27 protein-coding genes are annotated in these 22,868 nt (G+C 69.5%); 9 read left to right on the top strand and 18 right to left on the bottom strand.

Annotated elements, in window-relative coordinates; all coding sequences use genetic code 11:
• Nucleotides 1-4 precede the first annotated feature (4 nt).
• Genes mobB through fdhD form a run of 4 tightly spaced genes read right to left on the bottom strand, consistent with a single transcriptional unit; the run spans nucleotide 5 to nucleotide 2,435 of the window.
• Nucleotides 5-520 (bottom strand): molybdopterin-guanine dinucleotide biosynthesis protein B, encoded by a 516-nt coding sequence (mobB, locus tag H0I76_RS08705; protein ID WP_200609354.1) that lies wholly within the window; start codon nucleotides 518-520, stop codon nucleotides 5-7.
• Nucleotides 517-1,140 (bottom strand): molybdenum cofactor guanylyltransferase MobA, encoded by a 624-nt coding sequence (mobA, locus tag H0I76_RS08700; protein WP_200609352.1) that lies wholly within the window; start codon nucleotides 1,138-1,140, stop codon nucleotides 517-519. The genes mobB and mobA overlap by 4 nt, the downstream gene beginning before the upstream one ends.
• 19 nt (nucleotides 1,141-1,159) lie before the next feature.
• Nucleotides 1,160-1,564 carry a cytidine/deoxycytidylate deaminase family protein gene (locus tag H0I76_RS08695; protein WP_200609350.1) on the bottom strand — a complete coding sequence of 135 codons (405 nt, stop codon included), beginning with the start codon at nucleotides 1,562-1,564 and terminating at the stop codon, nucleotides 1,160-1,162.
• Entirely contained in the window at nucleotides 1,554-2,435 is an 882-nt protein-coding gene (gene fdhD, locus H0I76_RS08690; RefSeq protein ID WP_200609348.1) for a formate dehydrogenase accessory sulfurtransferase FdhD, read from the bottom strand. The genes H0I76_RS08695 and fdhD overlap by 11 nt, the downstream gene beginning before the upstream one ends.
• A gap of 747 nt (nucleotides 2,436-3,182) precedes the next feature.
• Here fdhD and H0I76_RS08685 point away from each other — a divergent pair.
• Together H0I76_RS08685 and H0I76_RS08680 are read left to right on the top strand one after the other, a co-directional pair.
• Entirely contained in the window at nucleotides 3,183-3,932 is a 750-nt protein-coding gene (locus H0I76_RS08685; protein ID WP_200609346.1) for an AzlC family ABC transporter permease, read from the top strand.
• Nucleotides 3,929-4,252 (top strand): AzlD domain-containing protein, encoded by a 324-nt coding sequence (locus H0I76_RS08680; protein WP_200609344.1) that lies wholly within the window; start codon nucleotides 3,929-3,931, stop codon nucleotides 4,250-4,252. The genes H0I76_RS08685 and H0I76_RS08680 overlap by 4 nt, the downstream gene beginning before the upstream one ends.
• Here H0I76_RS08680 and mscL read toward each other — a convergent pair whose 3' ends face one another.
• The 8 genes from mscL to H0I76_RS19690 form a co-directional block, all read right to left on the bottom strand.
• On the bottom strand, nucleotides 4,253-4,675 hold the full coding sequence (gene mscL / locus H0I76_RS08675; protein WP_200609342.1) for a large conductance mechanosensitive channel protein MscL: 423 nt from the start codon (nucleotides 4,673-4,675) through the stop codon (nucleotides 4,253-4,255).
• A gap of 89 nt (nucleotides 4,676-4,764) precedes the next feature.
• Nucleotides 4,765-7,200, bottom strand: coding sequence for a phenylalanine--tRNA ligase subunit beta (gene pheT, locus H0I76_RS08670; protein ID WP_200609340.1), 2,436 nt, complete (start codon nucleotides 7,198-7,200; stop codon nucleotides 4,765-4,767).
• A 106-nt stretch (nucleotides 7,201-7,306) separates the two neighbouring features.
• Nucleotides 7,307-8,212 (bottom strand): type 1 glutamine amidotransferase, encoded by a 906-nt coding sequence (locus H0I76_RS08665; RefSeq protein ID WP_200609338.1) that lies wholly within the window; start codon nucleotides 8,210-8,212, stop codon nucleotides 7,307-7,309.
• A 134-nt stretch (nucleotides 8,213-8,346) separates the two neighbouring features.
• Nucleotides 8,347-9,429, bottom strand: coding sequence for a phenylalanine--tRNA ligase subunit alpha (gene pheS, locus H0I76_RS08660; protein WP_200609336.1), 1,083 nt, complete (start codon nucleotides 9,427-9,429; stop codon nucleotides 8,347-8,349).
• Between the two features lie 32 nt (nucleotides 9,430-9,461).
• Nucleotides 9,462-10,307, bottom strand: coding sequence for an SGNH/GDSL hydrolase family protein (locus H0I76_RS08655; RefSeq protein ID WP_200609335.1), 846 nt, complete (start codon nucleotides 10,305-10,307; stop codon nucleotides 9,462-9,464).
• Between the two features lie 13 nt (nucleotides 10,308-10,320).
• Nucleotides 10,321-12,186, bottom strand: a complete 1,866-nt coding sequence (locus tag H0I76_RS08650; protein WP_200609333.1) for a M3 family oligoendopeptidase — start codon at nucleotides 12,184-12,186, stop codon at nucleotides 10,321-10,323.
• A 61-nt stretch (nucleotides 12,187-12,247) separates the two neighbouring features.
• Nucleotides 12,248-12,643, bottom strand: coding sequence for an AAA+ family ATPase (locus H0I76_RS08645; RefSeq protein WP_234455211.1), 396 nt, complete (start codon nucleotides 12,641-12,643; stop codon nucleotides 12,248-12,250).
• A 231-nt stretch (nucleotides 12,644-12,874) separates the two neighbouring features.
• Nucleotides 12,875-13,711 carry an OmpA family protein gene (locus tag H0I76_RS19690; protein WP_200609331.1) on the bottom strand — a complete coding sequence of 279 codons (837 nt, stop codon included), beginning with the start codon at nucleotides 13,709-13,711 and terminating at the stop codon, nucleotides 12,875-12,877.
• 271 nt (nucleotides 13,712-13,982) lie between these two features.
• On the opposite strand from H0I76_RS19690, the gene H0I76_RS08635 reads away from it, so the two are divergent.
• Entirely contained in the window at nucleotides 13,983-15,473 is a 1,491-nt protein-coding gene (locus tag H0I76_RS08635; protein ID WP_234455210.1) for a sigma-54-dependent transcriptional regulator, read from the top strand.
• A 61-nt stretch (nucleotides 15,474-15,534) separates the two neighbouring features.
• Here the strand turns inward: H0I76_RS08635 and H0I76_RS08630 are convergent, their stop codons facing one another.
• The 3 genes from H0I76_RS08630 to H0I76_RS08620 all read right to left on the bottom strand — a co-directional run bounded on the left by H0I76_RS08630 (nucleotide 15,535) and on the right by H0I76_RS08620 (nucleotide 17,061).
• On the bottom strand, nucleotides 15,535-15,798 hold the full coding sequence (locus tag H0I76_RS08630) for a DUF2312 domain-containing protein (protein ID WP_200609327.1): 264 nt from the start codon (nucleotides 15,796-15,798) through the stop codon (nucleotides 15,535-15,537).
• 141 nt (nucleotides 15,799-15,939) lie between these two features.
• On the bottom strand, nucleotides 15,940-16,236 hold the full coding sequence (locus H0I76_RS08625; RefSeq protein ID WP_200609325.1) for a DUF1244 domain-containing protein: 297 nt from the start codon (nucleotides 16,234-16,236) through the stop codon (nucleotides 15,940-15,942).
• 54 nt (nucleotides 16,237-16,290) lie between these two features.
• Nucleotides 16,291-17,061: an N-formylglutamate amidohydrolase gene (locus H0I76_RS08620; RefSeq protein WP_407704260.1), complete on the bottom strand. Its 771-nt coding sequence runs from the start codon at nucleotides 17,059-17,061 to the stop codon at nucleotides 16,291-16,293.
• 226 nt (nucleotides 17,062-17,287) lie between these two features.
• Here H0I76_RS08620 and pyk point away from each other — a divergent pair, with 226 nt between their 5' ends.
• The 6 genes from pyk (at nucleotide 17,288) to H0I76_RS08590 (ending at nucleotide 21,138) form a co-directional block, all read left to right on the top strand.
• Nucleotides 17,288-18,739 (top strand): pyruvate kinase, encoded by a 1,452-nt coding sequence (pyk, locus tag H0I76_RS08615; protein WP_200609323.1) that lies wholly within the window; start codon nucleotides 17,288-17,290, stop codon nucleotides 18,737-18,739.
• A 161-nt stretch (nucleotides 18,740-18,900) separates the two neighbouring features.
• Nucleotides 18,901-19,101: a 50S ribosomal protein L35 gene (gene rpmI, locus H0I76_RS08610; RefSeq protein ID WP_200609321.1), complete on the top strand. Its 201-nt coding sequence runs from the start codon at nucleotides 18,901-18,903 to the stop codon at nucleotides 19,099-19,101.
• Nucleotides 19,102-19,115: 14 nt separating this feature from the next.
• Nucleotides 19,116-19,478 carry a 50S ribosomal protein L20 gene (gene rplT / locus H0I76_RS08605; protein WP_200609319.1) on the top strand — a complete coding sequence of 121 codons (363 nt, stop codon included), beginning with the start codon at nucleotides 19,116-19,118 and terminating at the stop codon, nucleotides 19,476-19,478.
• A 26-nt stretch (nucleotides 19,479-19,504) separates the two neighbouring features.
• Nucleotides 19,505-19,630: a type B 50S ribosomal protein L36 gene (gene ykgO, locus H0I76_RS08600; RefSeq protein ID WP_200609317.1), complete on the top strand. Its 126-nt coding sequence runs from the start codon at nucleotides 19,505-19,507 to the stop codon at nucleotides 19,628-19,630.
• 145 nt (nucleotides 19,631-19,775) lie between these two features.
• Entirely contained in the window at nucleotides 19,776-20,690 is a 915-nt protein-coding gene (locus H0I76_RS08595) for a transporter (protein ID WP_200609314.1), read from the top strand.
• Between the two features lie 61 nt (nucleotides 20,691-20,751).
• On the top strand, nucleotides 20,752-21,138 hold the full coding sequence (locus H0I76_RS08590) for a DUF2147 domain-containing protein (RefSeq protein ID WP_200609312.1): 387 nt from the start codon (nucleotides 20,752-20,754) through the stop codon (nucleotides 21,136-21,138).
• 47 nt (nucleotides 21,139-21,185) lie between these two features.
• On the opposite strand, the gene H0I76_RS08585 is transcribed toward H0I76_RS08590, so the two are convergent.
• The 3 genes from H0I76_RS08585 to H0I76_RS08575 are packed head-to-tail and all read right to left on the bottom strand — an operon-like array spanning nucleotide 21,186 to nucleotide 22,706.
• A complete protein-coding gene (locus H0I76_RS08585; protein WP_200609310.1) occupies nucleotides 21,186-21,794 on the bottom strand; it encodes a DNA-3-methyladenine glycosylase I in 609 nt (202 codons plus the stop codon).
• 10 nt (nucleotides 21,795-21,804) lie between these two features.
• On the bottom strand, nucleotides 21,805-22,092 hold the full coding sequence (locus tag H0I76_RS08580; protein ID WP_200609308.1) for a YciI family protein: 288 nt from the start codon (nucleotides 22,090-22,092) through the stop codon (nucleotides 21,805-21,807).
• A gap of 35 nt (nucleotides 22,093-22,127) precedes the next feature.
• Entirely contained in the window at nucleotides 22,128-22,706 is a 579-nt protein-coding gene (locus H0I76_RS08575; RefSeq protein ID WP_200609306.1) for a TetR/AcrR family transcriptional regulator, read from the bottom strand.
• Between the last annotated feature and the right edge of the window lie 162 nt (nucleotides 22,707-22,868).

The following is a 22,868-nucleotide window of genomic DNA, read 5'->3' as shown; positions in this document are numbered from 1 at the left end:
CGGCTCAGGCGGTCTTGCGCAGGGCGAGGCCGGCATCCTCCAGCACGAAATCGGCGATCGCAGGGATGTCGTCGAGTCCGATCACCGGCCGGCCATGTCCCTTGGGCGGGTGGTCGTTGGTGGCGACCGCACGCACGGTCGGGTCATCCATCGCGATCAGCGGCTGACCGGTCTCGGCCCGCCAGGCCTCGACCTTGGGGTGGCGGTCGCGCTTCCATCCCTCGACGATCACGATGTCGACGGGGTCGAGCCGCGCGATCAGCGACTCGAGCGCAGGCTCGGGCCCGCCACGCAGTTCGGTCATCAACGCCCAGCGGCTCGACGAGGCAAGCACCACCTGCTGTGCGCCCGCCTCGCGGTGGCGGTAGCTGTCCTTGCCCGGCCGGTCGAGGTCGACCAGGTGATGGGTGTGCTTGAGCGTCGAGACCGAGTAGCCGCGCGAGGAAATCTCGGCCACCAGCCGCTCGACCAGCGTGGTCTTGCCGGCATTCTTCCAGCCGATGACGCCGTAGATCTTCATGCCCCACTCCTCTCCGGCGCGAGCCGGGCGGCTTCCTCGAGATCCCCGGGCGTGTTGACGTTGAAGAAGGGAAAGCTGCCCGCCTCGTCGAACACCACCCGCGCGCAGCCGTGGCGCGAGGCCCAGACGATGACCTTGCGCATGTTCCCCGTCGTCAGCGCGGTCTCGAGATCGTCGGCCAGGTCGACGGGCCAGAGCCCGAAGGTCGGATGCTCGCTCAGGCCGCGCTCGGGGTCGTTGGTCGCGGCGATGGCGATCCGGTTGCAGTCCGACAGTCCAGATGCAAGCCGCGTGACCAGGTCGCGCGGGAAGAACGGCGTGTCGCCGGCCGCGCTTGCCACGTGGCTGAAGCCGCGCGCCGCTGCCCAGCGCATCCCCGCGAGAACCCCGGCCAGCGGCCCCGCGAAACCCTCGACCGTGTCGGGGATCACGTCGAGGCCAAAGCGTGCGAACCGCGCCGGATCGCCATTGGCGTTCAGCACCACGGCGCCCACCTGCGGCGTCAGGCGCCCGATGACATGCGCCAGCAATGGGCGGCCATCGATCTCCAGCAGCGCCTTGTCACCGCCGCCCATGCGCCGGGCGAGCCCGCCCGCCAGGATCACGCCCGCGATCTTCATGCCAGCCCTATCCGCACTCTCAGACACCGCGCCGACCCGACTTGTAGGCCTCGGGCATCAGTTCCGCCAGCCGCCGCAGGGCGAACCCCTCGCCGTCGCGCGGCACGGCAATGACCGCCTCGGGCCCGTAGTCGAGCAAGAGTTCGCGGCACAACCCGCATGGCGCCACCACCACCAGGCGACGGTTGACCGCGGCGGCGAAGACGATCTCGGCCTCGTTCTCGGCGGCGCAGGCCATGCCGATCGCGATTGCCTCGGCGCAGACCGCGGCCCGGCCCAGGGTCGAATCGACATTCACCGCCGTGTAGCTGCCGCCAGCCTTGGTCAGCACGGTGGCGGCGACATGGTGACGGCCCTCCTTGGCGCGCGCGGCAATCAGCCGGCGCGCCGCGTCGATGGCGGCGTTGTAGGCGTCAGTCAGCATCAGCCGCCACCGCTCCCTTGCGCCGGTGACGCGCATCTTCCTCGCCGACCGCGTCGGGATCGCTGTCGAAGATCAGCCGCTCGGCCCCGGAGAGGCAGTGGAAGCGCTGGCCCCGCATCCGCCCGATCAAGGTGAGCCCCACCTGCCGCGCCAGGTCGACGCCCCAGGCCGTGAAGCCCGAGCGCGAGGCCAGCACCGGGATGCCCATCAACGCCGTCTTGATCACCATCTCCGAGGTCAGGCGCCCCGTGGTGTAGAGGATCTTGTCTGCGCCGCTCACGCCCTCGCGAAACATCCAGCCGGCAATCTTGTCGACCGCGTTGTGCCGGCCGACATCCTCCATGAACACCAGCGGCCGGTCCTGCTGGCAGAGCACCGTGCCATGGATCGCCCCCGCCTCGAGATAGAGGCTGGGCGCGGTGTTGATCTGCTTTGCCAATGCATAGAGCCACGAGGTCCGCACCTCGGCCACAGGCAGCGTCAGCCCCTCGAGCGCCTCCATCACGTCGCCGAAGACCGTGCCGACCGCGCAGCCCGAGGTGCGCGTCTTCTTCTTCAGCTTCTCCTCGTAGTCGGTCTCGCGCTCGGTGCGCACCACGACGGTCTCGATCTCCTCGTCGTAGTCGACCCCTGTCACGCGGTCGTCGGCGCGCAGCATTCCCTGGTTCAGCAGGTAGCCCAGCGCCAAGTAATCCGGGTAATCGCCGATGGTCATCGCGGTCACGATTTCCTGACCGTTCAGGTAGATGGTCAGCGCACGCTCCTCGACCACACGGATCTGCGCGTCGCGGCCGGTATGGTCGACACCGGTCACGGGCCGCGTCAGCCGCGGGTCGTCTGGATCGGGAGCGATCAGGAAGGGCGTGGACATGCGCCCCCCCTCGATGTTGGCCCGAGCCGTCCTCTCGCAAGGAATTCCGCAGTCATCTCGGCAACCCTTCTGCTGAGGGGGAGCAACGTGTGACCGCAATCCACGGCACCACGCGCTTCGGCCCCCGCCCAAGCGGAACGAACCGACACCAAACCGTCACCCGAACCGCTCGCACCAAGAAGCACGCCCGGCAGGTGCCGCTGGCCGAACCCTGCGATCGCTGCCACGCCACGGCGACGAGGGATCGGGGGCCGCGGCTCGGAAAGCTCGCTTGCCGCGGGTCCGAGACACCAGCCCAACGGAAGGAGACGAATCAGCCGCGCCGCCGTCCGCGAACCACGGTTCGGAGCACCGATCTGGACCACGCGTCCGACCGGGATCAAGCCCGCCGAAGCAATCCGACGCGCGATGACACCACCGAAAGAGTGGCCGACAAGATGCAGCCGCCCCAAACGGCTGGCCAACGGCGCCAAGGCAGCGGCGATCCGCTCCGCCGCGTCCGCCACGTTCATGCGGCGCGAGGGATAACCGATCCTCCAGACCAGAAAGCCGGCACGCGCAAGACGCCGGCCAAGCAACAACATCGACCCCGTGGACCTGCCAAGCCCATGAATCAGTGCAACGCCATTGTCGTGCACCGGCGCGATGGACGGTCGAGCTTCGCGATCGGGAAGGATCAGAATTTCTGTCATCACTCTTCACAAAACCTGACTGGCGCCCTCAGTCAAGGCCGGTTACGGAGAGGCCATGCGCAGACCCGACCAAGATCGCGTGACCCCCTCGCGCCGCGGCCTTCTCGCCGGGGCGTGGGCCTCGCTGCCGGTGCTGCTGGCCGTCGCTCCCTTCGGGCTGATCTTCGGCACGCTGGCGACCGAGGCGGGCTTCGACCTTCTCCAGACCATGACCTTCACCACGATGGTCGTGGCCGGCGCCAGCCAGCTTGCCGCCTTGCAGCTACTCTCGGACGGGGCGCCGGCGCTGCTCGCGGTCCTGACCGGAGCTGTCGTGAACCTGCGCATGGCGATGTATTCGGCCGCGATCGCGGTGCACTGGCAGGGCCTGGGGATGGCCTGGCGCATCCCCGCGGCCTTCTTCCTGCACGACCAGGCCTTTGCCCTCTCGATCGCCCGCTACCGCGCCAGGCCGGACGAGAGGGTCGCGGACCGGGCGGGGTATTTCTTCGGCATCGGCATCACCACCGTGACCGTCTGGATCGCCTGCTCCTGGCTCGGCGCCGAGATCGGCGCGCGCATTCCCCCGGGCTGGGGCCTCGGCTTCGCGGCGCCGGTCTGCTTCATCGCGGTCGTCGCGCCGATGATCCGGGGCACCGCCAATGTCGTGGCGGCGCTTGTCTCGGCGGTGCTTGCGGTTGTCCTGGCCGGCCTGCCGGGCGGCACCGGCCTGATCGTGGCGACCGCGGGCGGCATCGCCGCCGGCATGGCCACGGCGCGCCACATCGCCCGCAAGCTCCGCGTCGTGCTGGAGGCCGCCGAATGACCGACACCGCCATCTGGACGATGATCGCGGGCCTCGCGGTCGCGACTTACCTGATCCGCTTCTCGTTCATCGGCTTGCTGGCGGGCCGCCGCCTGCCCGCCGTGGTGACCGAGGCGCTCTCGTTCGTCCCCGTCACCGTGCTGCCCGCGATCATCGCGCCGATGGTGCTGCTGGGGCGCGACGGCCATCTTGTGGCCGATCCCCAGCGCCTCGCGGCAGCGGCCGCCGCGCTCGGGGTCGGGATCGCCACGCGCAGGATGCTGGCCGCCATCATCACCGGGATGGCGGCCTATATCCTGCTGGGCCAGACCGGCCTCTGATCAGCTCGACTGCCGGGCCAGCAGGTCGCGGATCTCCCCGAGAAGCTTCTCCTCGGCGCTCGGCTCGGGCGGCGGGGCCGGCGCGGCCGCCTCCTCGCGCTTGAGCTGGTTGATGCCCTTGATCACCAGGAACAGCACCCAGGCGACGATCAGGAAGCTGATGATCGCGTTGATGAAGAGGCCGATGTTGATCGTCGCTGCCCCGGCCTCCTGCGCCGCGGCCAGAGAGGCATACTCGGTTCCGCTCAGGTTGATGAAGATGTTCGAGAAATCGATGCCGCCCGTCACCACGCCGATGATCGGGTTGATGATGTCCGCGACGAAGCTGTTGACGATCGACGTGAAGGCCGCGCCAATCACGATGCCGACACCCATGTCGACGACATTGCCCCTGACGGCAAATTCCTTGAATTCCTTGAGCATCCTTCCCCTCCAGCCGTGTGTCCTGCGCAACCCTCGCACGAAACCGGAAAATCGGGAAGCGCCCCCCTTGCCGCGGTCCGGCGCCCGGTTCAACTCCGCAGACTGGCGCCGGTGGCCTTCGCGACGCCCTCGACCACGCGGGCCGAGACCGCCTCGATCTCGGCCTCGGTCAGGGTGCCGGCGGTCGGCTGAAGCCGCACGCTGATCGCGACCGACTTGCGGCCCTCGCCCAGCTGCTCGGCCGCCCGCTTGCCCTCGAAGATGTCGAAGACCGAGACACGCTCGATCAGCTTCTTCTCGGCCGCTCGCGCCGCCTTCAGGATCGCCTCGGCCTCGACGCGCGCGTCGACGACAAAGGCAAAGTCGCGCTCGACCGCCTGGAAGTCCGAGGTCACCAGCGCCGGGCGCGTCGTGCCCTTCTTCTTGGGGAAGGGCGCGGCCTCGAGATGCACCACCGCGGCGACGGCGGGGCCCTTCACGCCCATCGCCTCGATCACCCTGGGGTGCAGTTCGCCGAAGGCGGCCAGCACGTTCTTCGGGCCCAGCTTTAGAACCGCCGACCGGCCCGGATGGAACCAGTCGGGCGCCTCGCGCGCCACCATCAGCTTCGAGGTGTCGACCCCCGCCGCCGCGAGCGCCGCCAGCGCGTCCGCCTTCGCGTCCATCAGGTCGACGCCGCGCCGCGTGCCGGCCCAGTGGCGGGGCGTGGTGGCGCCCACGCGCAGCGCCGCCGCGACGGTTTCCTGCTCGCCCGGCTCGCCGCCCCGGAAGACCGGGCCGACCTCGAAGATGCCGATCTCGCCCGCCCCGCGCGCCTGGTTGCGCGCCGCCGCGGCCAGAAGCCCCGGCAGCAGGTCGGGACGCATGTCCGACAGGTCAGCCGAAATCGGGTTCTCGAGCCGACGCGCAGCGTCGCCGCCGCCGAACAGCGCCGCATGCGCGCCCGAGACGAAGGAGTAGGTGACGCACTCGTTGAGTCCCTCGGCCGCCAGCGCGCGGCGTGCCAGGCTGACCCGGCGCTGCATCGGCGTGATTTGTGGCGCGGGCACGCCTTCCGACGCCGGCGGCAGCGGCTTCGCCGGCAGCCTGGTCAGCGAGGCGATGCGCGCGATCTCCTCGACGAGGTCCGCCTCGCCCTGCACATCGGGCCGCCAGGACGGAACCCAGACCTCCAGCATCTCGCCGAGGCCGGTGGCCGAGAAGCCCAGCTCGGTGAGGATGCGCACCTGCTCGGCGCGCGGGATCTCCAGGCCCACGAGGCTCACCACCCGGGCCGGATCGAGCCGGTAGCTGCGCGCGGTGTCGGGCACGCGCCCGGCAATGACCATCTCCGACGCCTCGCCGCCGCACAGGTCGAGGATCATGCGGGTCGCGATCTCCATACCCTCCGGGGTGAAGGCCGGGTCCACACCGCGCTCGAAGCGATAGCGCGCATCCGAGTTGACCCTCAGCTTGCGCCCGGTCGCGGCGGTGCGCACGGGGTCGAAATAGGCCGCCTCGACGAAGACGTTCACCGTCTCGGGCGTGACGCCCGAGGCAAGCCCGCCCATCACGCCGCCGATACCCTCGGGCCCCGCGTCGTCGCAGACCAGCGTCATCGAGTCGTCGAACTCGTAGGTCTTCTCGTCCAGCGCCTCCAGCTTCTCGCCCGGACGGCTCAGGCGCACATGGATGTCGCCGGTGACCTTGTCGGCGTCGAAGACATGCAGCGGCCGCGCGCGGTCGAACGTCAGGAAGTTGGTGATGTCCACCAGCGCCGAGATCGGCCTGAGCCCGATCGCGCGCAGGCGGCGCTGCAGCCAGTCGGGGCTGGGGCCGTTCTTGACGCCGCGAATATAGCGCCCGACGAACAGCGGGCAGAGCCCGTCCTTCACGTCGTCATTGAGCCGCACGCCGATCGGGCTGGCGAAGGCGCCCCTCACTGCCTCGGTCTCCGGCGTGATCAGCCGTCCAAGGCCGCGCGCGGCCAGGTCGCGCGCGATCCCCGAGACGCCCAGCGCATCCGGGCGGTTGGGCGTCACGGCGATCTCGATCACCGGGTCGTTGAGCTTCGCGTAATCGATGTAGCGCACACCCATCGGCGCATCCGCCGGCAGGTCGATGATGCCCTCGTGGTCGTCCGAGATCATCAGCTCGCGCTCCGAGCACAGCATCCCGTTCGACTCGACGCCGCGGATCACGCCGGGCTTGAGGTCGACCCCGGTGCCCGGAATATGCGTGCCGGGCGCGGCGAAGACGCCGACGAGCCCGGTCCGCGCATTGGGCGCGCCGCAGACCACCTGCACCTCCTGCGACGGGGCATCGGGGCCGTTCGGCCAGGCCTCGACGCGGCACAGCCTCAGCCGGTCGGCGTCGGGGTGCTGAACCGCCTCGATCACCCGGCAGATCGTGAACGCGCCCAGCCGCTCGGCGGGGTCCTCGACGCCCTCGACTTCAAGACCGAGGTCGGTCAGCGCGTCGGTGATCTCGGTGAGGGATGCGTCCGTCTCCAGATGCTCCTTCAGCCAGGACAGGGTGAACTTCATGGCATTCTCGCTCGGCTCGGGAGGGCGCGCGACCGGGTTGACCGGGGCGCCCGGCGGGTTCGGAGCCGTCCTTAGCGAAATTCGCCGGGCGCGGGAAGGGGGCGGCTCACTCGGCCGCCCGATCCGCCGCCCGATCCGCCGCCCGATCCGCCACCGTGGCACCGGCCAGCACCATGCGAAGCCAGTTGTCCAGCTCGGCCGTGCGCGCCGCGAAATCCACCACCTCGGGCGCGATGGAGTGGCGCTGCATCAACGCGGCGTTCGTCGTGGGCGCGTCCGAGACGGCGATATAGGCTTCGACCGCGGGGTCGGGCTCGATCGCGGCGCTGCCCTCCATCACCGCGCCCCTGCCCCGCAGCATGCAACGGGCCACGTCGGCCAGCGCCATCTCGGGATGGTACTGCATGCCCCAGAACCGCACCGCGCCCTGCTCGTAGACCATGGCCTGCACCACCGAATGCGCGTTGGTCGCAGTGAGCACCGCGCCGGCGGGCAGGTCGGCCACCTCGTCGCGATGGATGCAGGGGCAGTCGAACACCGCCGGCCGGCCATCGTGCAGCGGATGCGCGCGGCCCGCCTCGGTCAGCCGGATCTCGCGCGCGATCGGCAGCTCGGCGCCCTTGGGGTTCCAGCGCACCCGCCCGCCCAGCACTGTCGCGGCAAGCTGAAGGCCATAGCACGAGCCGATCGCCGGGATCCCGGCGGCGAAGACGCGCTCGACCACCGCGCGGTGCGCGGCCGCCTCGGGCGCGTCCGCCGACCAGCGCACGCCCGACCCGGTGAATACCACGCCCGCGACGCCCTCGAACGCCACCGCGTCCCTGGCGAATTCGGACATCGAGAATTCTGGGAAGGACGGGCGCAGGATCCGCGTCTCGATCCGCACCCCCATCCTCTGCGCCAGCGCCGCTAGCACGTCGGCATAGTTCTCGGCCGCCGCAATGCCGCCCGCCTCCAGCGTGCGGGCAACCACCTCGGGCGTGTTGCCCTCGACCACCAGAATCGCCGCCATCCCGTCCTCCCGAATGCGCATGACGGGACAGGATTGCGAGCTGCGCGCGCAAGCAGCTAGCGGGCGGACGTCACCGCACGCGAAAAAGCCGACACCGGCGCGGAAAGCGGGCTGTCAGGAAGGGCGCCGCGGCCTCAGCGGCTCAACCCGGCATGCAGCGTGGGCACATCGAGGGCCGCGAAGCCGTAATGCCTCAGCCACCTCAGGTCGGAATCGAAGAAAGCGCGCAAGTCGGGGATGCCGTATTTCAGCATCGCGATGCGGTCGATGCCCATGCCGAAGGCAAAGCCCTGCCAGGCCTCGGGATCGACATTCGCCGCGGCAAGGACCTTCGGATGCACCATGCCCGAGCCGAGGATCTCGAGCCAGTCGTCCCCCTCGCCGATGCGCAGCTGTCCGCCCGCCCAGGAACACCGGATATCGACCTCGGCGGAGGGTTCGGTGAAGGGGAAATGCGAGGCGCGGAAACGCAGCTCGACGCCCTCGACCTCGAAGAAGCTGCGGCAGAACTCCTCGAGCACCCATTTCAGGTTGGCCATCGAGATGTTCCGGTCGATGCAGAGCCCCTCGACCTGGTGGAACATCGGCGTGTGGGTCTGGTCATAGTCGCAGCGATAGACGCGGCCCGGCGCGATCGCGCGGCAGGGCACGCCGTTCGCCGTCATGTGACGGATCTGGACCGGGCTCGTATGCGTGCGCAGCACATGCGGCGCGCGCTCGTCGCCCTCGGCCCGGGCCATGTAGAAGGTGTCCATCTCCTGCCGGGCCGGATGCTCGGGCGGGATGTTGAGTGCGTCGAAGTTGTGCCAGTCGGTCTCGATCTGCGGCCCCTCGGCGACGGTGAAGCCAAGCGCGGCGAAGATCGCCACCACCTCCTCGGTCACCTGGCTCACGGGATGGATCGTGCCGGCCGCAGCCGGGCGCGGATCGAGCGTCACGTCCAGCCACTCGGCCTTGAGCCGCTCAGCCAGCGCCCCATCGGCCAGCGCCGCGCGGCGCGCCTTCACCGCCGATTCGATCTCGTCGCGCAGCGCGTTGAGCGCCGGCCCCGCGGCCTTGCGTGCCTCGGGCTCCATGCGGCCCAGTTCGCGCATCATCAGGCTCACTTCGCCCTTCTTGCCCAGGGCGGCCACGCGCACCGCCTCGATGGCGGGCTCATCGGCGGCCTCGGCCACTTCGGCGAGATACTTGACGCGGATCGGGTCGAGGTCCTGCATCGGCTCCATCCTCTGGCTCATGCGCCGCCGGGTTAGCCGGGCGCGCGGGAAAACTCAAGCCGTGGGCGGAACGACGCGGCACCTTCGTGGTGCGCGAGGGACGCGACCGGTCGCCGGGGCGCGGCATCGCCGGACCGGGTGGGTCCCGCCGGCAGGCGCGGCGGCGCCAGGATGGCGGCGGCGAGGATGCTGGCGGCAAGCCGCGCCCCCTCGGCAGATGCGTGGTAGCCGTCGGCGGCGTAGAGCGCCGCCTCACCATCCCGCGCGGCCACCACGAGAAAGGCATCGCCTATCCCCGCGACGCGGGCGCCCAGCGTCTCGCCCAGCGCCGCGTAATGGGCGCGCACCCGAGCGTTCATCGCGGCGGGGCCCGCCGGCATTCCCGGCTTGCCATAGAGCGCGTGGCCCGGCGCCCGCGGCCAGGTCGCGAACAGAATGATCCGCGCCGCGCTCAACCCGGCAAGCCGGATCACCGCCATGCGCGAGGCCGCCGCACCCTCCGGCGTGAGGGCGGCGACGCTGTGGTCCTGGAGCACGAGAACGTCCCAGTCGAGCCCGCCGATCACCGCCGCGACCCCCGCGTCAGCGACGTGTTCGCCGAGCTTAGTGCCGTTGCCGACGATCATGCCGGCCCGCAGCCGCACCTCGCGCCGCGCGGCAAGCGCCGTCACCTGCGCGGGCACGTCGTGCTCGCGGGTGAAGGAGTTGCCGAGGAACAGCACCCGCACCTCGCCTTGGGCGCGTGGCGCCGAGAATACCGCCGTGACCTCGGCGACCCCGGAAGCCGTCTGCGCACGCGCCACCGGCACCAGCAGGACCGCCGCCACCATGAGGATGGCAAGCCAGCCTGCCCGCCTCAGCAGCCTGGCGCGCGCCATTTCGGCACCTGGTTCAGCCCATCGCCTCCAGCTCGTCGATGAAGCGGCCGATCAGCCCCAGCCCCTTCTGCCAGAATGCCGGGTCCGATGCGTCGAGCCCGAAGGGCGCCAGAAGCTCCTTGTGGTGCTTGGCGCCGCCGGCCGCCAGCATCTCGAAATACTTGTCCTGGAACCCCGGCACGCCCTGCTCGTAGACGGCATAGAGCGCATTCACCAGCCCGTCGCCGAAGGCGTAGGCATACACATAGAAGGGCGAGTGGATGAAATGCGGGATATAGGCCCAGAAGGTCTCGTACCCGTCGGCGAGGTTGATCGACGGCCCCAGGCTCTCGGACTGCACCGCAAGCCAGTGCGCGGCAAGATCCTCGGCGGTCAGCTCGCCCTCGCGCCGGGCGGCGTGCACGCGGCGCTCGAACTCGTAGAAGGCGATCTGGCGGATCACCGTGTTCAGCATGTCCTCGACCTTGCCGGCCAGCAGCATCTTGCGCCGCGCCGGATCGGACTCGGCGGCCAGCAGCTTGCGGAAGGTCAGCATCTCGCCGAAGACCGAGGCCGTCTCGGCCAGCGTGAGCGGCGTGCGGCTCAGAAGCTCGCCCTGCCCCGCCGCCAGCCGCTGATGGACGCCGTGGCCCAACTCGTGCGCCAGAGTCATCACGTCCCGCGTCTTGCCCAGGTAGTTGAGCATCACATAGGGGTGGACATCGACGACGGTGGGATGGGCGAAGGCCCCCGGCGCCTTGCCGGGCTTGACGCCCGCATCGATCCAGCCGCGCTCGAAGAACGGCTCGGCCAGCTCGGCCATCTTCGGGCTGAAGCCCGCATAGGCGTCGAGCACGATCTCGCGCGCGTCGGGCCAGGGCACCACGCGGTCGTCCGATTCCGGCAGAGGCGCGTTGCGGTCCCAGTATTCGAGCTGTTCGAGCCCCAGCCACTTGGCCTTCATCGCGTAGTAGCGGTGGCTGGTGCGCGGGAAGGATTTCCACACCGCCTCGCGCAGCGCGTCGACGACTTCCGGCTCGACGTGGTTCGCCAGATGGCGCGAGTGATCGGGCGCCGGCATCTTGCGCCAGCGGTCCTCGATCTCCTTCTCCTTGGTCAGCGTGTTGGTGATCAGCGCGAACAGCCGGATGTTGTCGGCCAGGACACCCGCCAGCGCCTTGCCGCCGGCCTCGCGCCGGGCGCGGTCCTTGTCCGACAGGAGGTTCAGCGTGCCTTCGAGCCCCAGCGGCTCGTCCTCGCCCTCGACCTCGAAGCTGAGTCCCGCCATCGTCTCGTCGAACAGCCGGTTCCAGGCCGAGGCACCCACGACCGACTGGTCGTGCAGGAACTTCTCGAGCTCGTCCGACAGCTGGTGCGGCCGGAAGGCGCGCAGGCGGTCGAGCCAGGGTCGGTAACGCGCGAGGCGCGCGCTTTCCGCCATGAGGGCCTCAACGTGGGTCTCCTCCAGCCGGTTCAGCTCCAGCGTGAAGAACACCAGCGGCGTGGTGATCGCCGTCACACGCGTCTGCGTGTCGCCCATGAACTTGGCGCGCGCGGGATCGGTCGTGTTCTGGTAGTAGCGCAGCCCCGCATAGGACATGACCCGCCCCAGCGTGAGGTCGATCGCCTCGAAGGCCGCGATCGCGTCCGCCACCTCCTCGGCGCCCAGCGATGCGATGCGGCCCTCGAAGCGCGCCGCGAAGTCGCGGCACTCGGCCTCGACGCGGTCGAGATCGGCAGCCAGCTCGGGCGCGGCCGGCGCCGCGTAGAGATCGCTCAGGTCCCATTCCGGCAATTCGCCCAGGTCGACGGCGCCGCCGCGCTCGGCGGCCGTGTCGCGCAGCGGGCGGATATGCGAGGTGGCGGGAAAGGCAAAGGCGAGGTCGTGCAGGTTCGGCATCAAATCACTCCGTTGTCCTGCACGAAGACATAGCGGCGCGGGCGGCGCTGCGAAAGGCCGCTCAGGTCTTAATCCCCTTCCCGTCGTCTTCCGGCGTCTCGGTCGGCGCGCGCTCGGGCTCGTCGGGCAGTGGCGGGGCATCCGCCTTGCGGCGGATCACGATGTCGCCATTGGGCAGGACCTCGGGACGCTCGTAGTTCTCGAGCCCGTCGATCTGGTCCAGCGTGTCGATCAGCGCGCCGAGGCTGTCGATCGTGGGGCCAAGCTCGCGCATCATGTCGTCCCAGGCCTCGTCGAGCCGACGCTTGAACTCCTCCATGTCGGGGCGCGGCTCGGGATCCGCCGCGAATGCCGGCAGCCCCGGCCCGCCGATCGCCACCGCGGCGGCCAGCATGACGGAAAGCGCGGCGGTCGGCACAAGCCCGCCCGGGCGACGCTTCGACAGGTCTCGACGCATGGTCCCTTGCCTCCATGGACGCGGTTGATCCGCGCCCGAGCATAGCCCGTCGCGCCCCGTCACGCACGTGGTGCACCACGGGAAGCTTCAGTGGGGACCTCGACGGAAGGCGGCGCCGGGAGCACGGAAGGCGCCTTCCCCGTCCATCCGACGACGGCGGCGCCCGGAAAAAGCGAAGCCGCCCCGCGCTGGCTGCGCGGGGCGGCTGATTTCAGACCGTCGCTGGCGCGATTACTGCGACAGCGTGATCTCGACGCGGCGGTTCAGCGGCTCGCGGGTGTTGTCCGGGGTCGGCACCGCAAGCTCACGCTCGCCACGGCCGGCCAGGGTCATCGCACCGCGCGGCACGCCACGCTCGACCAGGGCATCCGCGACGCGGCGGGCGCGACGCTCCGACAGGCCCTGGTTGTACTCGTACGAGCCCACGGTGTCGGTGTGGCCGACGACCGAGAGGGCCTGCGTGCTGAGCGCCTGCACCGCCTCGACGACCTCGTCCAGCGTCGCGCGGGCGGTGTCGGTCAGGTTGGTGCGGTTGAAGCCGAAGTAGACAACGAAGCTGTTGCCGTAGGAGACGCCGGTGCAGGCCAGCATGGCTTCGTCGAACAGCGCGCGCGCATCCTCGGGATCCGGGCAGCCGCCGGGCTGGCCGCGGAGCGCCTCGAGGTACTGGTCCCACATCGCCTGGGCGCGGGCGCAGGCCTCGGGCCGCTCGCCGCGGTTGGCGAGGATGGCCGCAACGACAGCGTCATACTCGTTGGCAGCTTCGCCGCTGACGCCCAGCGATTCCGGGCTCCACGGGCCGACATCGGCACCGGCCTCGGCAGCCTCGGCCTTCGCGATGTAGGCAGTGGCGTTGTACCAACGCTGGTCCTTGTTCGCCGAGCGGCGGGCCAGTTCGGTGTATTCCTTCGCCAGCGCGCCGTTGAAGCCCGAACCACCGTGATCCTGCTCGAGGAACCGCTCGGCCGTGAAGGTGCCGCCAAGGTTCGACCCGGGCAGGTCCGGCTTGGTGCACGCGGCCAGCGCGACCGCCGACACCGCAAGCATCAGTTTCGTTGCAGTCTTCATCCCTCTCTCCGTTCCTTAAGGGACGCTCCGAAAGGTCGCCCCGGAATTGGTTTTTCGGCCACTAATGCCGCTCCGCACCCTTGCTTTGGCACATTCGAGATACCAGCACAATCTGCGCGGGGGATTGGACCGCCCCCACGAATGAATTTATCCGGGTCGTCGCAGATTAACAACAGCTACGCAGTATTTTCGCCACCACGTCGCAGGGAATCGCTGCAACCGTCCCGTGTTGGCACGAAATCGCCCTATTGGCGCCATCAGCGGAACCACAATGGCGTTCAAACAGGCAGCGTGTACGGTTCTTCGCTTGCGAGTAGGGTGTGTAATGGCAGCGACGGTTCTGGTGGCCGATGACGACCGGCTCCAACGTAATTATCTGTCAGCGGTTCTTTCTTCGGCCGGGTTCACGATCGAGGCGTGCGAGGGCGGCGCTGCTGCGCTCGACCGCCTCACACGGCGCGATTCACGCATAGATATTTGCCTTTTGGACCTGAATATGCCGGATCTTGACGGTTTCGGCGTGCTCGAGCGCATGCACGCGGCCGGGATCGACATGCCGGTGATCGTGCTGACGGCCGACGGTTCGGTGAAGCGCGCGGTCGACGCGATGCGCGCCGGTGCGGTCGACTTCCTCGTGAAGCCGGTCGGACCCGAGCGGCTCGAGGTCTCGATTCGCAACGCGCTCGAGATGTCCAACCTGACGAGCGAGGTGCAACGCCTCACGCGGCAGGAGAGCGACCGCCTCGGTTTCGACGACCTGATCGCCGCGAGCACCGCGATTCGCGAATCGATCGCACTGGCGCGCCGGGGCGCCTCGACCGACATTCCGGTGCTGATCTCGGGCGAATCGGGGACCGGCAAGGAAGTCTTCGCCCGCGCGATGCACGGGGCCGGGCCGCGGTCCGGCCAGCCCTTCGTCGCCGTGAACTGCGGCGCCCTGCCCGGGGACATGGTCGAGTCGATCCTGTTCGGCCACGAGAAGGGCGCCTTCGCCGGCGCCACCGAGCGCCGGCCCGGCAAGTTCCAGGAAGCCTCGGGCGGCACGCTCTTCCTCGACGAGGTCGGCGAGCTGCCGATGCCGGCGCAGGTCAAGCTGCTGCGCGCGATCCAGACGGGCGAGATCGATCCCGTTGGCGCGACCGGGTCGTTCCGGGTCGACATCCGGCTGATCTCGACCACCAACCGCGATCTGCGCGCGATGGTCGCGAAGGGAACCTTCCGCGAGGATCTCTATTACCGGCTCAGCGTCTTCCCGCTCACGCTGCCGCCGCTGCGCGAGCGGCGGGCCGACATCTCCGGCCTGGCCGAGATGTTCCTCGCCCGCTACCGCGGCGCGGCGCAGGTCCGGCTCCAGGGCTTCTCGCAAGCCGCGATCGAGGCGATGCGCCGTGCCGACTGGCCCGGCAATGTCCGCCAGCTCGAGAACGTGATCCACCGCGCGGTGGTGCTTGCCGACGGCCCGCTGATCCGGCCCGAGCATCTCGTGGGCCTCGACAGCACGTCCACCGAGGTCACCGAGAAGGCTCACGTCAACGGCAACGGCAACGGGCACCGGATGCACACGCCCGAGATCGGCGTCGACATCCTGCAGCGCCCCGACGGGCACACCCGCACCCTCGCCGAGATCGAGGCCGAGGTGATCCGCCGCGCGCTGGGCCAGTATCGCGGCCGGATGGCCGAGGTCGCCCGCCGCCTCGGCATCGGGCGCTCGACGCTCTACCGCAAGCTCGACGACTACGACATCCGCAAGCCGGGCGCCTGAGCGGGCCGCGGCGCGGCCGGGTGGGGCTGCGGCGCGGCCGGGTGGGGCCGCAGCCTCCGCCTCAGTCGGCGGGCGTCAGCATCCCCAGAGCCGAGAGATAGAGCTCGAGCACGGCCTCCTCTTCCTGCCGCTCCTCGGTGGGCTTCTTCCGCAACGACACGACCTTGCGCAGGATCTTGGCGTCGAAGCCGTTGGCCTTGGCCTCGGCATAGACCTCCTTGATCTGCTCGGCGACCTCCTTCTTCTCCTCCTCCAGGCGCTCGATGCGCTCGATGATGGCGCGCAGCTGCCCGGCGGCGACGGTGGTGGTCGAGATGTCTTCCATTGGGGATGTCTCCTTGGCTCGGTCGAGGCGCGTCAGCCTTTAGCCGAGGCGGACGCGCCGGGCCAGCCCGATCTGCCGCCCGCACTCCCCGCGGCCGCGCCGCGAACGCCGCGGCGCGCGCGATCCCAGCGTCGGCAGGGGTCAGTGGCCGGGATGGCTCTTGGCGAAGGCGGTTTTCTGCTCGGGCGTGGCCTCGGTCTGGTGCTTCTCGCGCCACTCGTCATAGGGCATGCCGTAGACCGCCTCGCGCGCCTCCTCCTTGCTGATCTGGCCGCCGCGCTCCTCGATCGCCTCCTTCATCCAGTTCGAGAGGCAGTTGCGGCAAAAGCCCGCCAGGTTCATCAGGTCGATGTTCTGCACGTCGGTGCGCGCGCGCAGGTGGTCGCGAAGGCGGCGGTAGATCGCGGCCTCGATCTCGGTCTCGCTCGGCTCGGTCATGCGGCTTTCCTCCTTGGCCCGTTTCCCCAGATATCGTGGCGCGGCCCTGCCGGCTCAATGGCCGTCGGCGCGCAGATCCTCGATGGCGCCACGGATGACCGGCGCCAGGCGCTTTGCCCAGTCCGCCTGACCGTCATGGGTCGCGATCAGGTCGTTGCGCACCTCGATCAGCACATGCGGCAGGCCCCGCGCCGTGCCGTGCCGCCACATGCAGTCGCCGCGCAGCTGGCCCGAATAGGGCTCGTTGTCGCCGACGCAGAGATCGCCCTCCGCCTCGAGCCGGCGGATCAGCGGCCGCGCCAGCCGCTCGTCGCGGTCCCACAGCACGCCCACGTGCCAGGGGCGCGGCGGCCGTCCCTTGAACTGGGGCGTGAAGGAATGGATCGACACCAGCGCCGGCGCGCCCCCGGCCTCCAGCACCTCGTCGATCGCCAGGTCGATCGCGTCGTGATAGGGCCGGTGATAGGCGGTGAGGCGGCGCTCGACCTCCGCATCATCGGCGTGGCGGTTGGCCGGGATGATGGTGCCGTCATAGAGCTTCATCACCAGCGTGGGGTCGTCCTCGCCGCGGTTGGGGTCGATCACCAGCCGCGAATAGGTCGACAGGACCGCCCCGGCCCCGAGCCACGCCGCAAGCCCCAGCGTCACGCCGCGCGCCCCCACGTCGAAGGCGATGTGACGGTTCATGTCCTCGGGCGGCAGGCCCAAGTCGCCGATCTCGGGCGGGACCGCGTTGCGCGCATGGTCGCACAGCAAGATCACATCCCGCATCGCCTGCGGGCTCGATCCGGGCGAGACATGCTCGACGGGGACGAAGACGCTCATCCGATTCCCTTGCATTCAGCCATCCGCGGAACGCGGGGCGCCGGAACCTAGCCTCACCGCGCCGACCGAGACAAGCACCTGTCCCGCCCCCGGTGGAATCGCAAGGAAACCGTCACGCAGTTCTGGTATACCAGAACGCAACAAAGTTGCCGCGCAAGCACTTGCATTGACGCGGCGCCGCCGGGATGATCCCGGCCGCATCTTGCGCCATCACCGAGGGGGAGCCATGCGCCGCCAGAGAAACGTGAAGATCGTCGCGACCGTGGGACCCTCCTCCTCGAGCCGCGAGGTGCTGCGGCAGCTGTTCCAGGCCGGTGTCGACGTCTTCCGCCTCAACATGAGCCACGGGACCCAGGCCGACCAGTCCGAGCGCGTCAACCTGATCCGCGAGATCGAGCACGAGTTCGAGCGCCCGATCGGCATCCTCGCCGACCTGCAGGGCCCCAAGCTCAGGGTCGGCCAGTTCGCCAAGGGCCCAGTGACGCTCGAAGTCGGCCAGCCCTTCCGCTTCGACCTCGACGACGCGCCGGGCGACGGCGGGCGCGTCCAGCTGCCCCACCCCGAGATCTTCGCCGCGCTCGAGCCGGGGGCGACCCTGCTGGTGAATGACGGCAAGATCCGTCTCAAGGTGCGGTCGTGCGACGCCAGCAGCGCCGATTGCGAGGTGGTCGTCGGCGGCGAGATCTCGAACAACAAGGGCGTGAACGTCCCCGACGTGGTGCTGCCGCTGGCCGCGCTCACCGCCAAGGACCGCGCCGATCTGGAGTTCGCGCTGTCGCAGGGCGTCGACTGGCTGGCCCTGAGCTTCGTGCAGCGCCCCGAGGACGTGCTCGAGGCGCGCGAGCTGATCGGCGACCGCAAGGTGGCGGTGATGGTCAAGGTCGAGAAGCCCGCCGCCGTCCAGCGCTTCGCCGAGATCCTCGATGTCGTCGACGGCATCATGGTCGCGCGCGGCGATCTCGGCGTCGAGATGGACATCGCCGAGCTGCCGCCGATCCAGAAGCGCATGATCCGCCAGTGCCGCAAGGCCGGGAAGCCGGTGATCGTGGCGACCCAGATGCTCGAGAGCATGATCACCAGTCCCATGCCGACCCGGGCCGAGGTCTCCGACGTCGCCACCGCGATCTACGAGGGGGCCGACGCGGTCATGCTCTCGGCCGAATCGGCGGCCGGGCAGTTCCCGGTCGACGCGGTGTCGATGATGGACCGCATAGCCATGCGCGTCGAAGGCGAGGAGTTGCACCGCGAGATCATCACCGCCGCGCGCCGCATCGACCGCACCACCGTGGCCGACGCGATCACCGCCGCCGCGCGCGAGGTGGCCGAGGCAACCCACGTCAAGGCGATCTGCTGTTTCACCCATTCCGGGGCGACCGCGATCCTCGCCGCGCGCGAGCGGCCCAGCGTGCCGATCCTCGCGATCACGCCGGTGCGCGCGACGGCGCGCCGCCTCTGCCTCGTCTGGGGCCTGCACTGCATCGTCGCCGAGCCGGTCGACCGCTTCAAGCTCGCGGTCATCAGCGCCGTGCGGGCGGTGCGCCGCGACGGCTTCGCCGGCGGCGATGACCGCATCGTGGTCACCGCGGGCGTGCCCTTCAACGTGCCGGGCTCGACCAACATCCTGCGCGTCGCACCTTGCGACGAGAAGCAGATCTACGAGGGCAGCATCGAGTACTGACGCCCGGCGGCGCGCGCGCCCCGCGCCGCACCGCGCGGGCGCCCTTGCCTTCGGACGGGCTCGCCTGTATAGAACCCGCTCTCAGACTTTCGACGAGGCTGCCGGCCGGTATGGGCTGCCGCGCTGCCTCATGACACGTCACAAGACGACAGGAGACGTAAATGCCCAAGATGAAGACCAAGTCGGGCGCGAAGAAGCGCTTCAAGGTCACTGCCTCGGGGCGCATCAAGGTCGCACAGGCCGGCAAGCGCCACGGCATGATCAAGCGCACGCCGAAGTTCATCCGCAACGCACGCGGCACGACCGTTCTCTCCGCACAGGACGAGAAGATCGTGAAGCAGTTCCTGCCGTACGCGGGTTGAGGGGAGGCTGACCGATGTCCCGAGTGAAATCCGGACCCGTGACGCATCGTCGTCACAAGAAGGTTCTCGACAAGGCCAAGGGCCATTACGGCGCGCGCTCGCGCAGCTTCAAGACCGCCAAGCAGTCGGTCGAGAAGGCGATGCAGTACCAGACGCGGGACCGCAAGCGCCGCAAGCGCGTCTTCCGCGCGCTCTGGATCCAGCGCATCAACGCCGCCGTCCGCGCGCATGACGAGAACCTGAACTATTCGACCTTCATCAACGGGCTTGCCAGGTCCGGCGTCGAGGTCGACCGCAAGGTGCTTGCCGACCTCGCGGTGCACGAGCCCGCTGCCTTCGGCGCGATCGTCGAGAAGGCCAAGGCCGCGCTCGCCTGAGCCGGTCTGAGAGAGAGGACAGGGAAATGAAGGTCAAGAACTCGCTGCGCTCGCTCAAGGGCCGCCATCGCGATTGCCGCGTCGTGCGCCGCAAGGGCCGCGTCTACGTCATCAACAAGACCCAGCGCCGCTTCAAGGCCCGCCAGGGCTGAGCCGACGCGACGCGCAGATGCGCATCATCGACATCGAGAACGCCGCTCCGGACCCGGGGCGGCGTTTTTCGTTGTGGGCGGCCCGGGAGACAGCCCCCGCGATCCGCCCGATCGACGGTCACTCGGCCAGAGGGGGCGGCACAAGGTGCGCCTGATCCGCCTCACGACGGCCGCGGTTCTGGCGCTGGTGGTCGCCATGACGTGCCTGCGCGCCGCCCAGGCCCAGGATCTCGAGCCGCGGGCCTTCGCCAACACGCCCGTCGGCATGAACTTCATGCTCGCGAGCTTCCGCTACACCGAGGGTAGCGTCGCGTTCAACACCACCCTGCCGGTGGAGGACGCCGAGGTGCACAGCCACTCGGGCGTGCTGGCCTATATCCGCGCCTTCGACCTTGCCGGCATGTCGAGCAAGATCGGCGTGGTCGTCCCCTTCGCGCATGTCTCGGGCAGCGCCCTGCTCGCAGGCGCGCCGCAGGCACGCGAGGTCACCGGCTTCGGCGACCCGCGCCTGCGCCTGTCGGTCAACTTCTTCGGCGCGCCGGCGATGACGCTCGAGGAGTTCGCGAGCTACCGGCAGGACCTGATCCTCGGCGCGACCATCGAGGTCTCGCCCCCGCTCGGGCAGTACAACGAAGACAAGCTGCTCAATGTCGGCTCGAACCGCTGGTCGGTGAAGGGCGAGGTCGGCGCGTCGAAGGCGCTGGGGCCGCTCACGCTGGAAACCAGCGTCGCCGCGACCGTCTTCACTGCGAATGACGACTTCCTCGGCGGCAAGAGGCTAGAGCAGGACCCGCTCTTCGCCGCTCAGGCGCACATGATCTACCAGTTCCGGCCGGGGCTGTGGGGCTCGCTCGACGGCACCTATTACACCGGGGCGCAGCCGACCATCGACGGCGTGCCTGGCGAGCATCTCGCCAATGCACGCCTGGGGCTCACGCTTTCGGTTGACCTGAGCCGTCACAACTCGATCAAGCTGTTCGGCACCACCGGTGTCTACAGCCGGACGGGCCTAGACTTCGACAGCCTCGGCATCGCCTGGCAGGTGCGTTGGGGCGGATGAACGCGACGATGCGGGCGCTCGAGCCCGCGGATCAGACAGGGAGAATGCCGTGAGAACGTGGATGACTGTTGCCTTGCTCGCCGCCGCGCCGGCGATGGCGCTCGCCGACGGCGCCGATGGCGTCTGGGCGACCGAGAAGAACGACAAGGGCGGCTATCTCGAGGTCACCATCGCCCCCTGCGCCTCGGACGGGGCCAAGACCTGCGGCACGATCAGCGGTGCCTTCACGGCGAAGGGCGCGGACCCCGCCTACCCGCACCTGGGTGCGAGCATCATCTCGGGCATGACGCACGACGGCGACGGGTCTTATTCCGGGGGGAGCGTCTGGGACCCCGAAGACAACAAGACCTACGACTCGAAGATGCAGGTCAAGGGCGATGTGCTCGACGTCGAGGGCTGCGTCTCGATCTTCTGCCGCGGCCAGGACTGGAAGCGCGTCAAGCACTGACTCGCAGCAGGCGCGCGCCGCGGCCCGTTGCGGTGCGCGCCCGACCGTCAGACCGGCCGGCGGAAGGCCTTGCGCGCGCGCTCGGCCTCGGGGCGCATGGCGCATCCCTCGACATGATCGTTGATCAGCCCCATGGCCTGCATGAAGGCATAGACCGTTGTCGGCCCGACGAATTTCCAGCCGCGCTTCTTGAGATCCTTCGACATCGCGACCGAGGCGGGCGAGGTCGAGACGCTCTGCGGCACGCCCAGCGCCTCGGGTGCCGGCTCGAAGCGCCAGACATAGGCCGCGAGCGAGCCCTCCGCCTCGACCAGCTCGCAGGCGCGTCGGGCGTTGTGGATCACCGCCTCGATCTTGCCGCGGTGGCGCACGATGCCGGGATCCGCCAGCAGCCGCGCCACGTCCGCGTCGTCGAACCGGGCCATCTCGCGGAAGTCGAAGCCGCGGAACGCCGCCCGGAAATTCTCGCGCTTGGCCAGGATCGTGCGCCAGCTGAGCCCGGACTGGAAGCTCTCGAGGCAGATCTTCTCGAACAGCCGCCGGTCGTCGCCGACGGGATAGCCCCATTCCCGGTCGTGGTAGTCGAAGAATTCCGGGGCGGCGGCACACCAGCTGCAGCGCGGGCGGCCGTCCGGCCCGTCGACGGTCCTGCTCATCGCCTGTTCCTCACGCCACCAGGAAATCGAGCCGCGCATCCGCGCGCGACGGGCTGATCTCGAAGATCTCGGGCTCCACGACCCCCTCGGCAACGAAGGGATCCTCGGCCAGCCGCGCCTCCAGCGCCTCGCGGCTCAGCCCGTGCGCCAGCACCGCGCCACCCGCGCTGGGCTGAAGCGCGCCGACGGTGAGGAAGACGCCGTCGTCGAAGCCGCGCCGGATCCAGTCATTATGCGCCGCCATCAGGCGCGGCGCTTCCGACTTGCGCGCCGAAAAGCGCAGAAAGACCACGAACATCCCAGGACCCTCCCTTGATCGCCCGCAACGCGGGGTCAGCCATTGCGTCCGCCCGCGATCCGGTCGAGCCACTGGCACAGCCGGTCGACCTCGTCGCGGATGAAGCTCTCGTCGTGAAAGGCGCTGGCCAGCGTCGCCACGCCCTGCGAGCGCGCCAGCACATGCATCGCCAGCGCGTCGGCATCCTCGGGGCGCCCCATGGCCTCGAACTGCCGGGCCAGCCAGTCGCGGAACAGCGTGAAGATCCGCGCCGCGCCCTCCAGCGCCAGGTGGTCGAGCTTGGCAAGCTCGGTGACGAGCGTGCCCACCGGGCAGCCATGCAGCATGATCTTCGCGCGATTGGCGATCAGGATGCGGATGAAGCAGCGGATCCGCGCGGCCGGATCCGCGCCCTCGGCCTCCCACCCCGCCAGCATGGCGTCCGTCGCCGCGATGCGGCGCGCAATGACCGCTTCGAGGATCTCGTCCTTGGTCCTGAAGTGGTAGTAGAAATTCCCGCGAGAGATCCCCACGGCCGTGGCGATGTCGGAGAAGGATGTCGCCTCGAAGCCGCGCGCATAGAACAGCGCATCCGCCTGCGCGACGATCTGCTCTCGCGTGGTCTGGCTACTCATCGGGCCCCCGGCGATCCGTGTCGCACCAAGAATTAGGACAATCGTCCTAGGAATGCAATCAGCGATTTTCGAACTGCGCCCCGGGCCGCGGTCGCGGCCCAAGGGGCAACGCGCGAAGGCAATCGGTCGCGGTCCGCGCAAACACGGCCGCAATATCGGTCG

The organism is Thermohalobaculum xanthum (assembly GCF_016623495.1).
Lineage (GTDB): Bacteria > Pseudomonadota > Alphaproteobacteria > Rhodobacterales > Rhodobacteraceae > Thermohalobaculum > Thermohalobaculum xanthum.
Note: the sequence above shows the minus strand (reverse complement) of the source record. Positions and strands in the feature narration are given on the sequence as shown.

Coding starts and splice junctions, on each gene's coding strand:
- H0I76_RS08635 (WP_234455210.1), top strand. CDS start 13,983: ATGGCGTTCAAACAGGCAGCGTGTACGGTTCTTCGCTTGCGAGTAGGG.
- H0I76_RS08655 (WP_200609335.1), bottom strand. CDS start 10,307: ATGGCGCGCGCCAGGCTGCTGAGGCGGGCAGGCTGGCTTGCCATCCTC.
- H0I76_RS08630 (WP_200609327.1), bottom strand. CDS start 15,798: ATGGAAGACATCTCGACCACCACCGTCGCCGCCGGGCAGCTGCGCGCC.
- H0I76_RS08620 (WP_407704260.1), bottom strand. CDS start 17,061: ATGAGCGTCTTCGTCCCCGTCGAGCATGTCTCGCCCGGATCGAGCCCG.
- H0I76_RS08585 (WP_200609310.1), bottom strand. CDS start 21,794: ATGAGCAGGACCGTCGACGGGCCGGACGGCCGCCCGCGCTGCAGCTGG.
- mobB (WP_200609354.1), bottom strand. CDS start 520: ATGAAGATCTACGGCGTCATCGGCTGGAAGAATGCCGGCAAGACCACG.
- mobA (WP_200609352.1), bottom strand. CDS start 1,140: ATGAAGATCGCGGGCGTGATCCTGGCGGGCGGGCTCGCCCGGCGCATG.
- H0I76_RS08685 (WP_200609346.1), top strand. CDS start 3,183: ATGCGCAGACCCGACCAAGATCGCGTGACCCCCTCGCGCCGCGGCCTT.
- H0I76_RS19690 (WP_200609331.1), bottom strand. CDS start 13,711: ATGAAGACTGCAACGAAACTGATGCTTGCGGTGTCGGCGGTCGCGCTG.
- H0I76_RS08680 (WP_200609344.1), top strand. CDS start 3,929: ATGACCGACACCGCCATCTGGACGATGATCGCGGGCCTCGCGGTCGCG.
- ykgO (WP_200609317.1), top strand. CDS start 19,505: ATGAAGGTCAAGAACTCGCTGCGCTCGCTCAAGGGCCGCCATCGCGAT.
- H0I76_RS08590 (WP_200609312.1), top strand. CDS start 20,752: ATGACTGTTGCCTTGCTCGCCGCCGCGCCGGCGATGGCGCTCGCCGAC.
- H0I76_RS08580 (WP_200609308.1), bottom strand. CDS start 22,092: ATGTTCGTGGTCTTTCTGCGCTTTTCGGCGCGCAAGTCGGAAGCGCCG.
- rpmI (WP_200609321.1), top strand. CDS start 18,901: ATGCCCAAGATGAAGACCAAGTCGGGCGCGAAGAAGCGCTTCAAGGTC.
- H0I76_RS08625 (WP_200609325.1), bottom strand. CDS start 16,236: ATGACCGAGCCGAGCGAGACCGAGATCGAGGCCGCGATCTACCGCCGC.
- H0I76_RS08695 (WP_200609350.1), bottom strand. CDS start 1,564: ATGCTGACTGACGCCTACAACGCCGCCATCGACGCGGCGCGCCGGCTG.
- H0I76_RS08575 (WP_200609306.1), bottom strand. CDS start 22,706: ATGAGTAGCCAGACCACGCGAGAGCAGATCGTCGCGCAGGCGGATGCG.
- H0I76_RS08645 (WP_234455211.1), bottom strand. CDS start 12,643: ATGCGTCGAGACCTGTCGAAGCGTCGCCCGGGCGGGCTTGTGCCGACC.
- rplT (WP_200609319.1), top strand. CDS start 19,116: ATGTCCCGAGTGAAATCCGGACCCGTGACGCATCGTCGTCACAAGAAG.
- fdhD (WP_200609348.1), bottom strand. CDS start 2,435: ATGTCCACGCCCTTCCTGATCGCTCCCGATCCAGACGACCCGCGGCTG.
- pheS (WP_200609336.1), bottom strand. CDS start 9,429: ATGCAGGACCTCGACCCGATCCGCGTCAAGTATCTCGCCGAAGTGGCC.
- pyk (WP_200609323.1), top strand. CDS start 17,288: ATGCGCCGCCAGAGAAACGTGAAGATCGTCGCGACCGTGGGACCCTCC.
- pheT (WP_200609340.1), bottom strand. CDS start 7,200: ATGAAGTTCACCCTGTCCTGGCTGAAGGAGCATCTGGAGACGGACGCA.
- mscL (WP_200609342.1), bottom strand. CDS start 4,675: ATGCTCAAGGAATTCAAGGAATTTGCCGTCAGGGGCAATGTCGTCGAC.
- H0I76_RS08665 (WP_200609338.1), bottom strand. CDS start 8,212: ATGGCGGCGATTCTGGTGGTCGAGGGCAACACGCCCGAGGTGGTTGCC.
- H0I76_RS08650 (WP_200609333.1), bottom strand. CDS start 12,186: ATGCCGAACCTGCACGACCTCGCCTTTGCCTTTCCCGCCACCTCGCAT.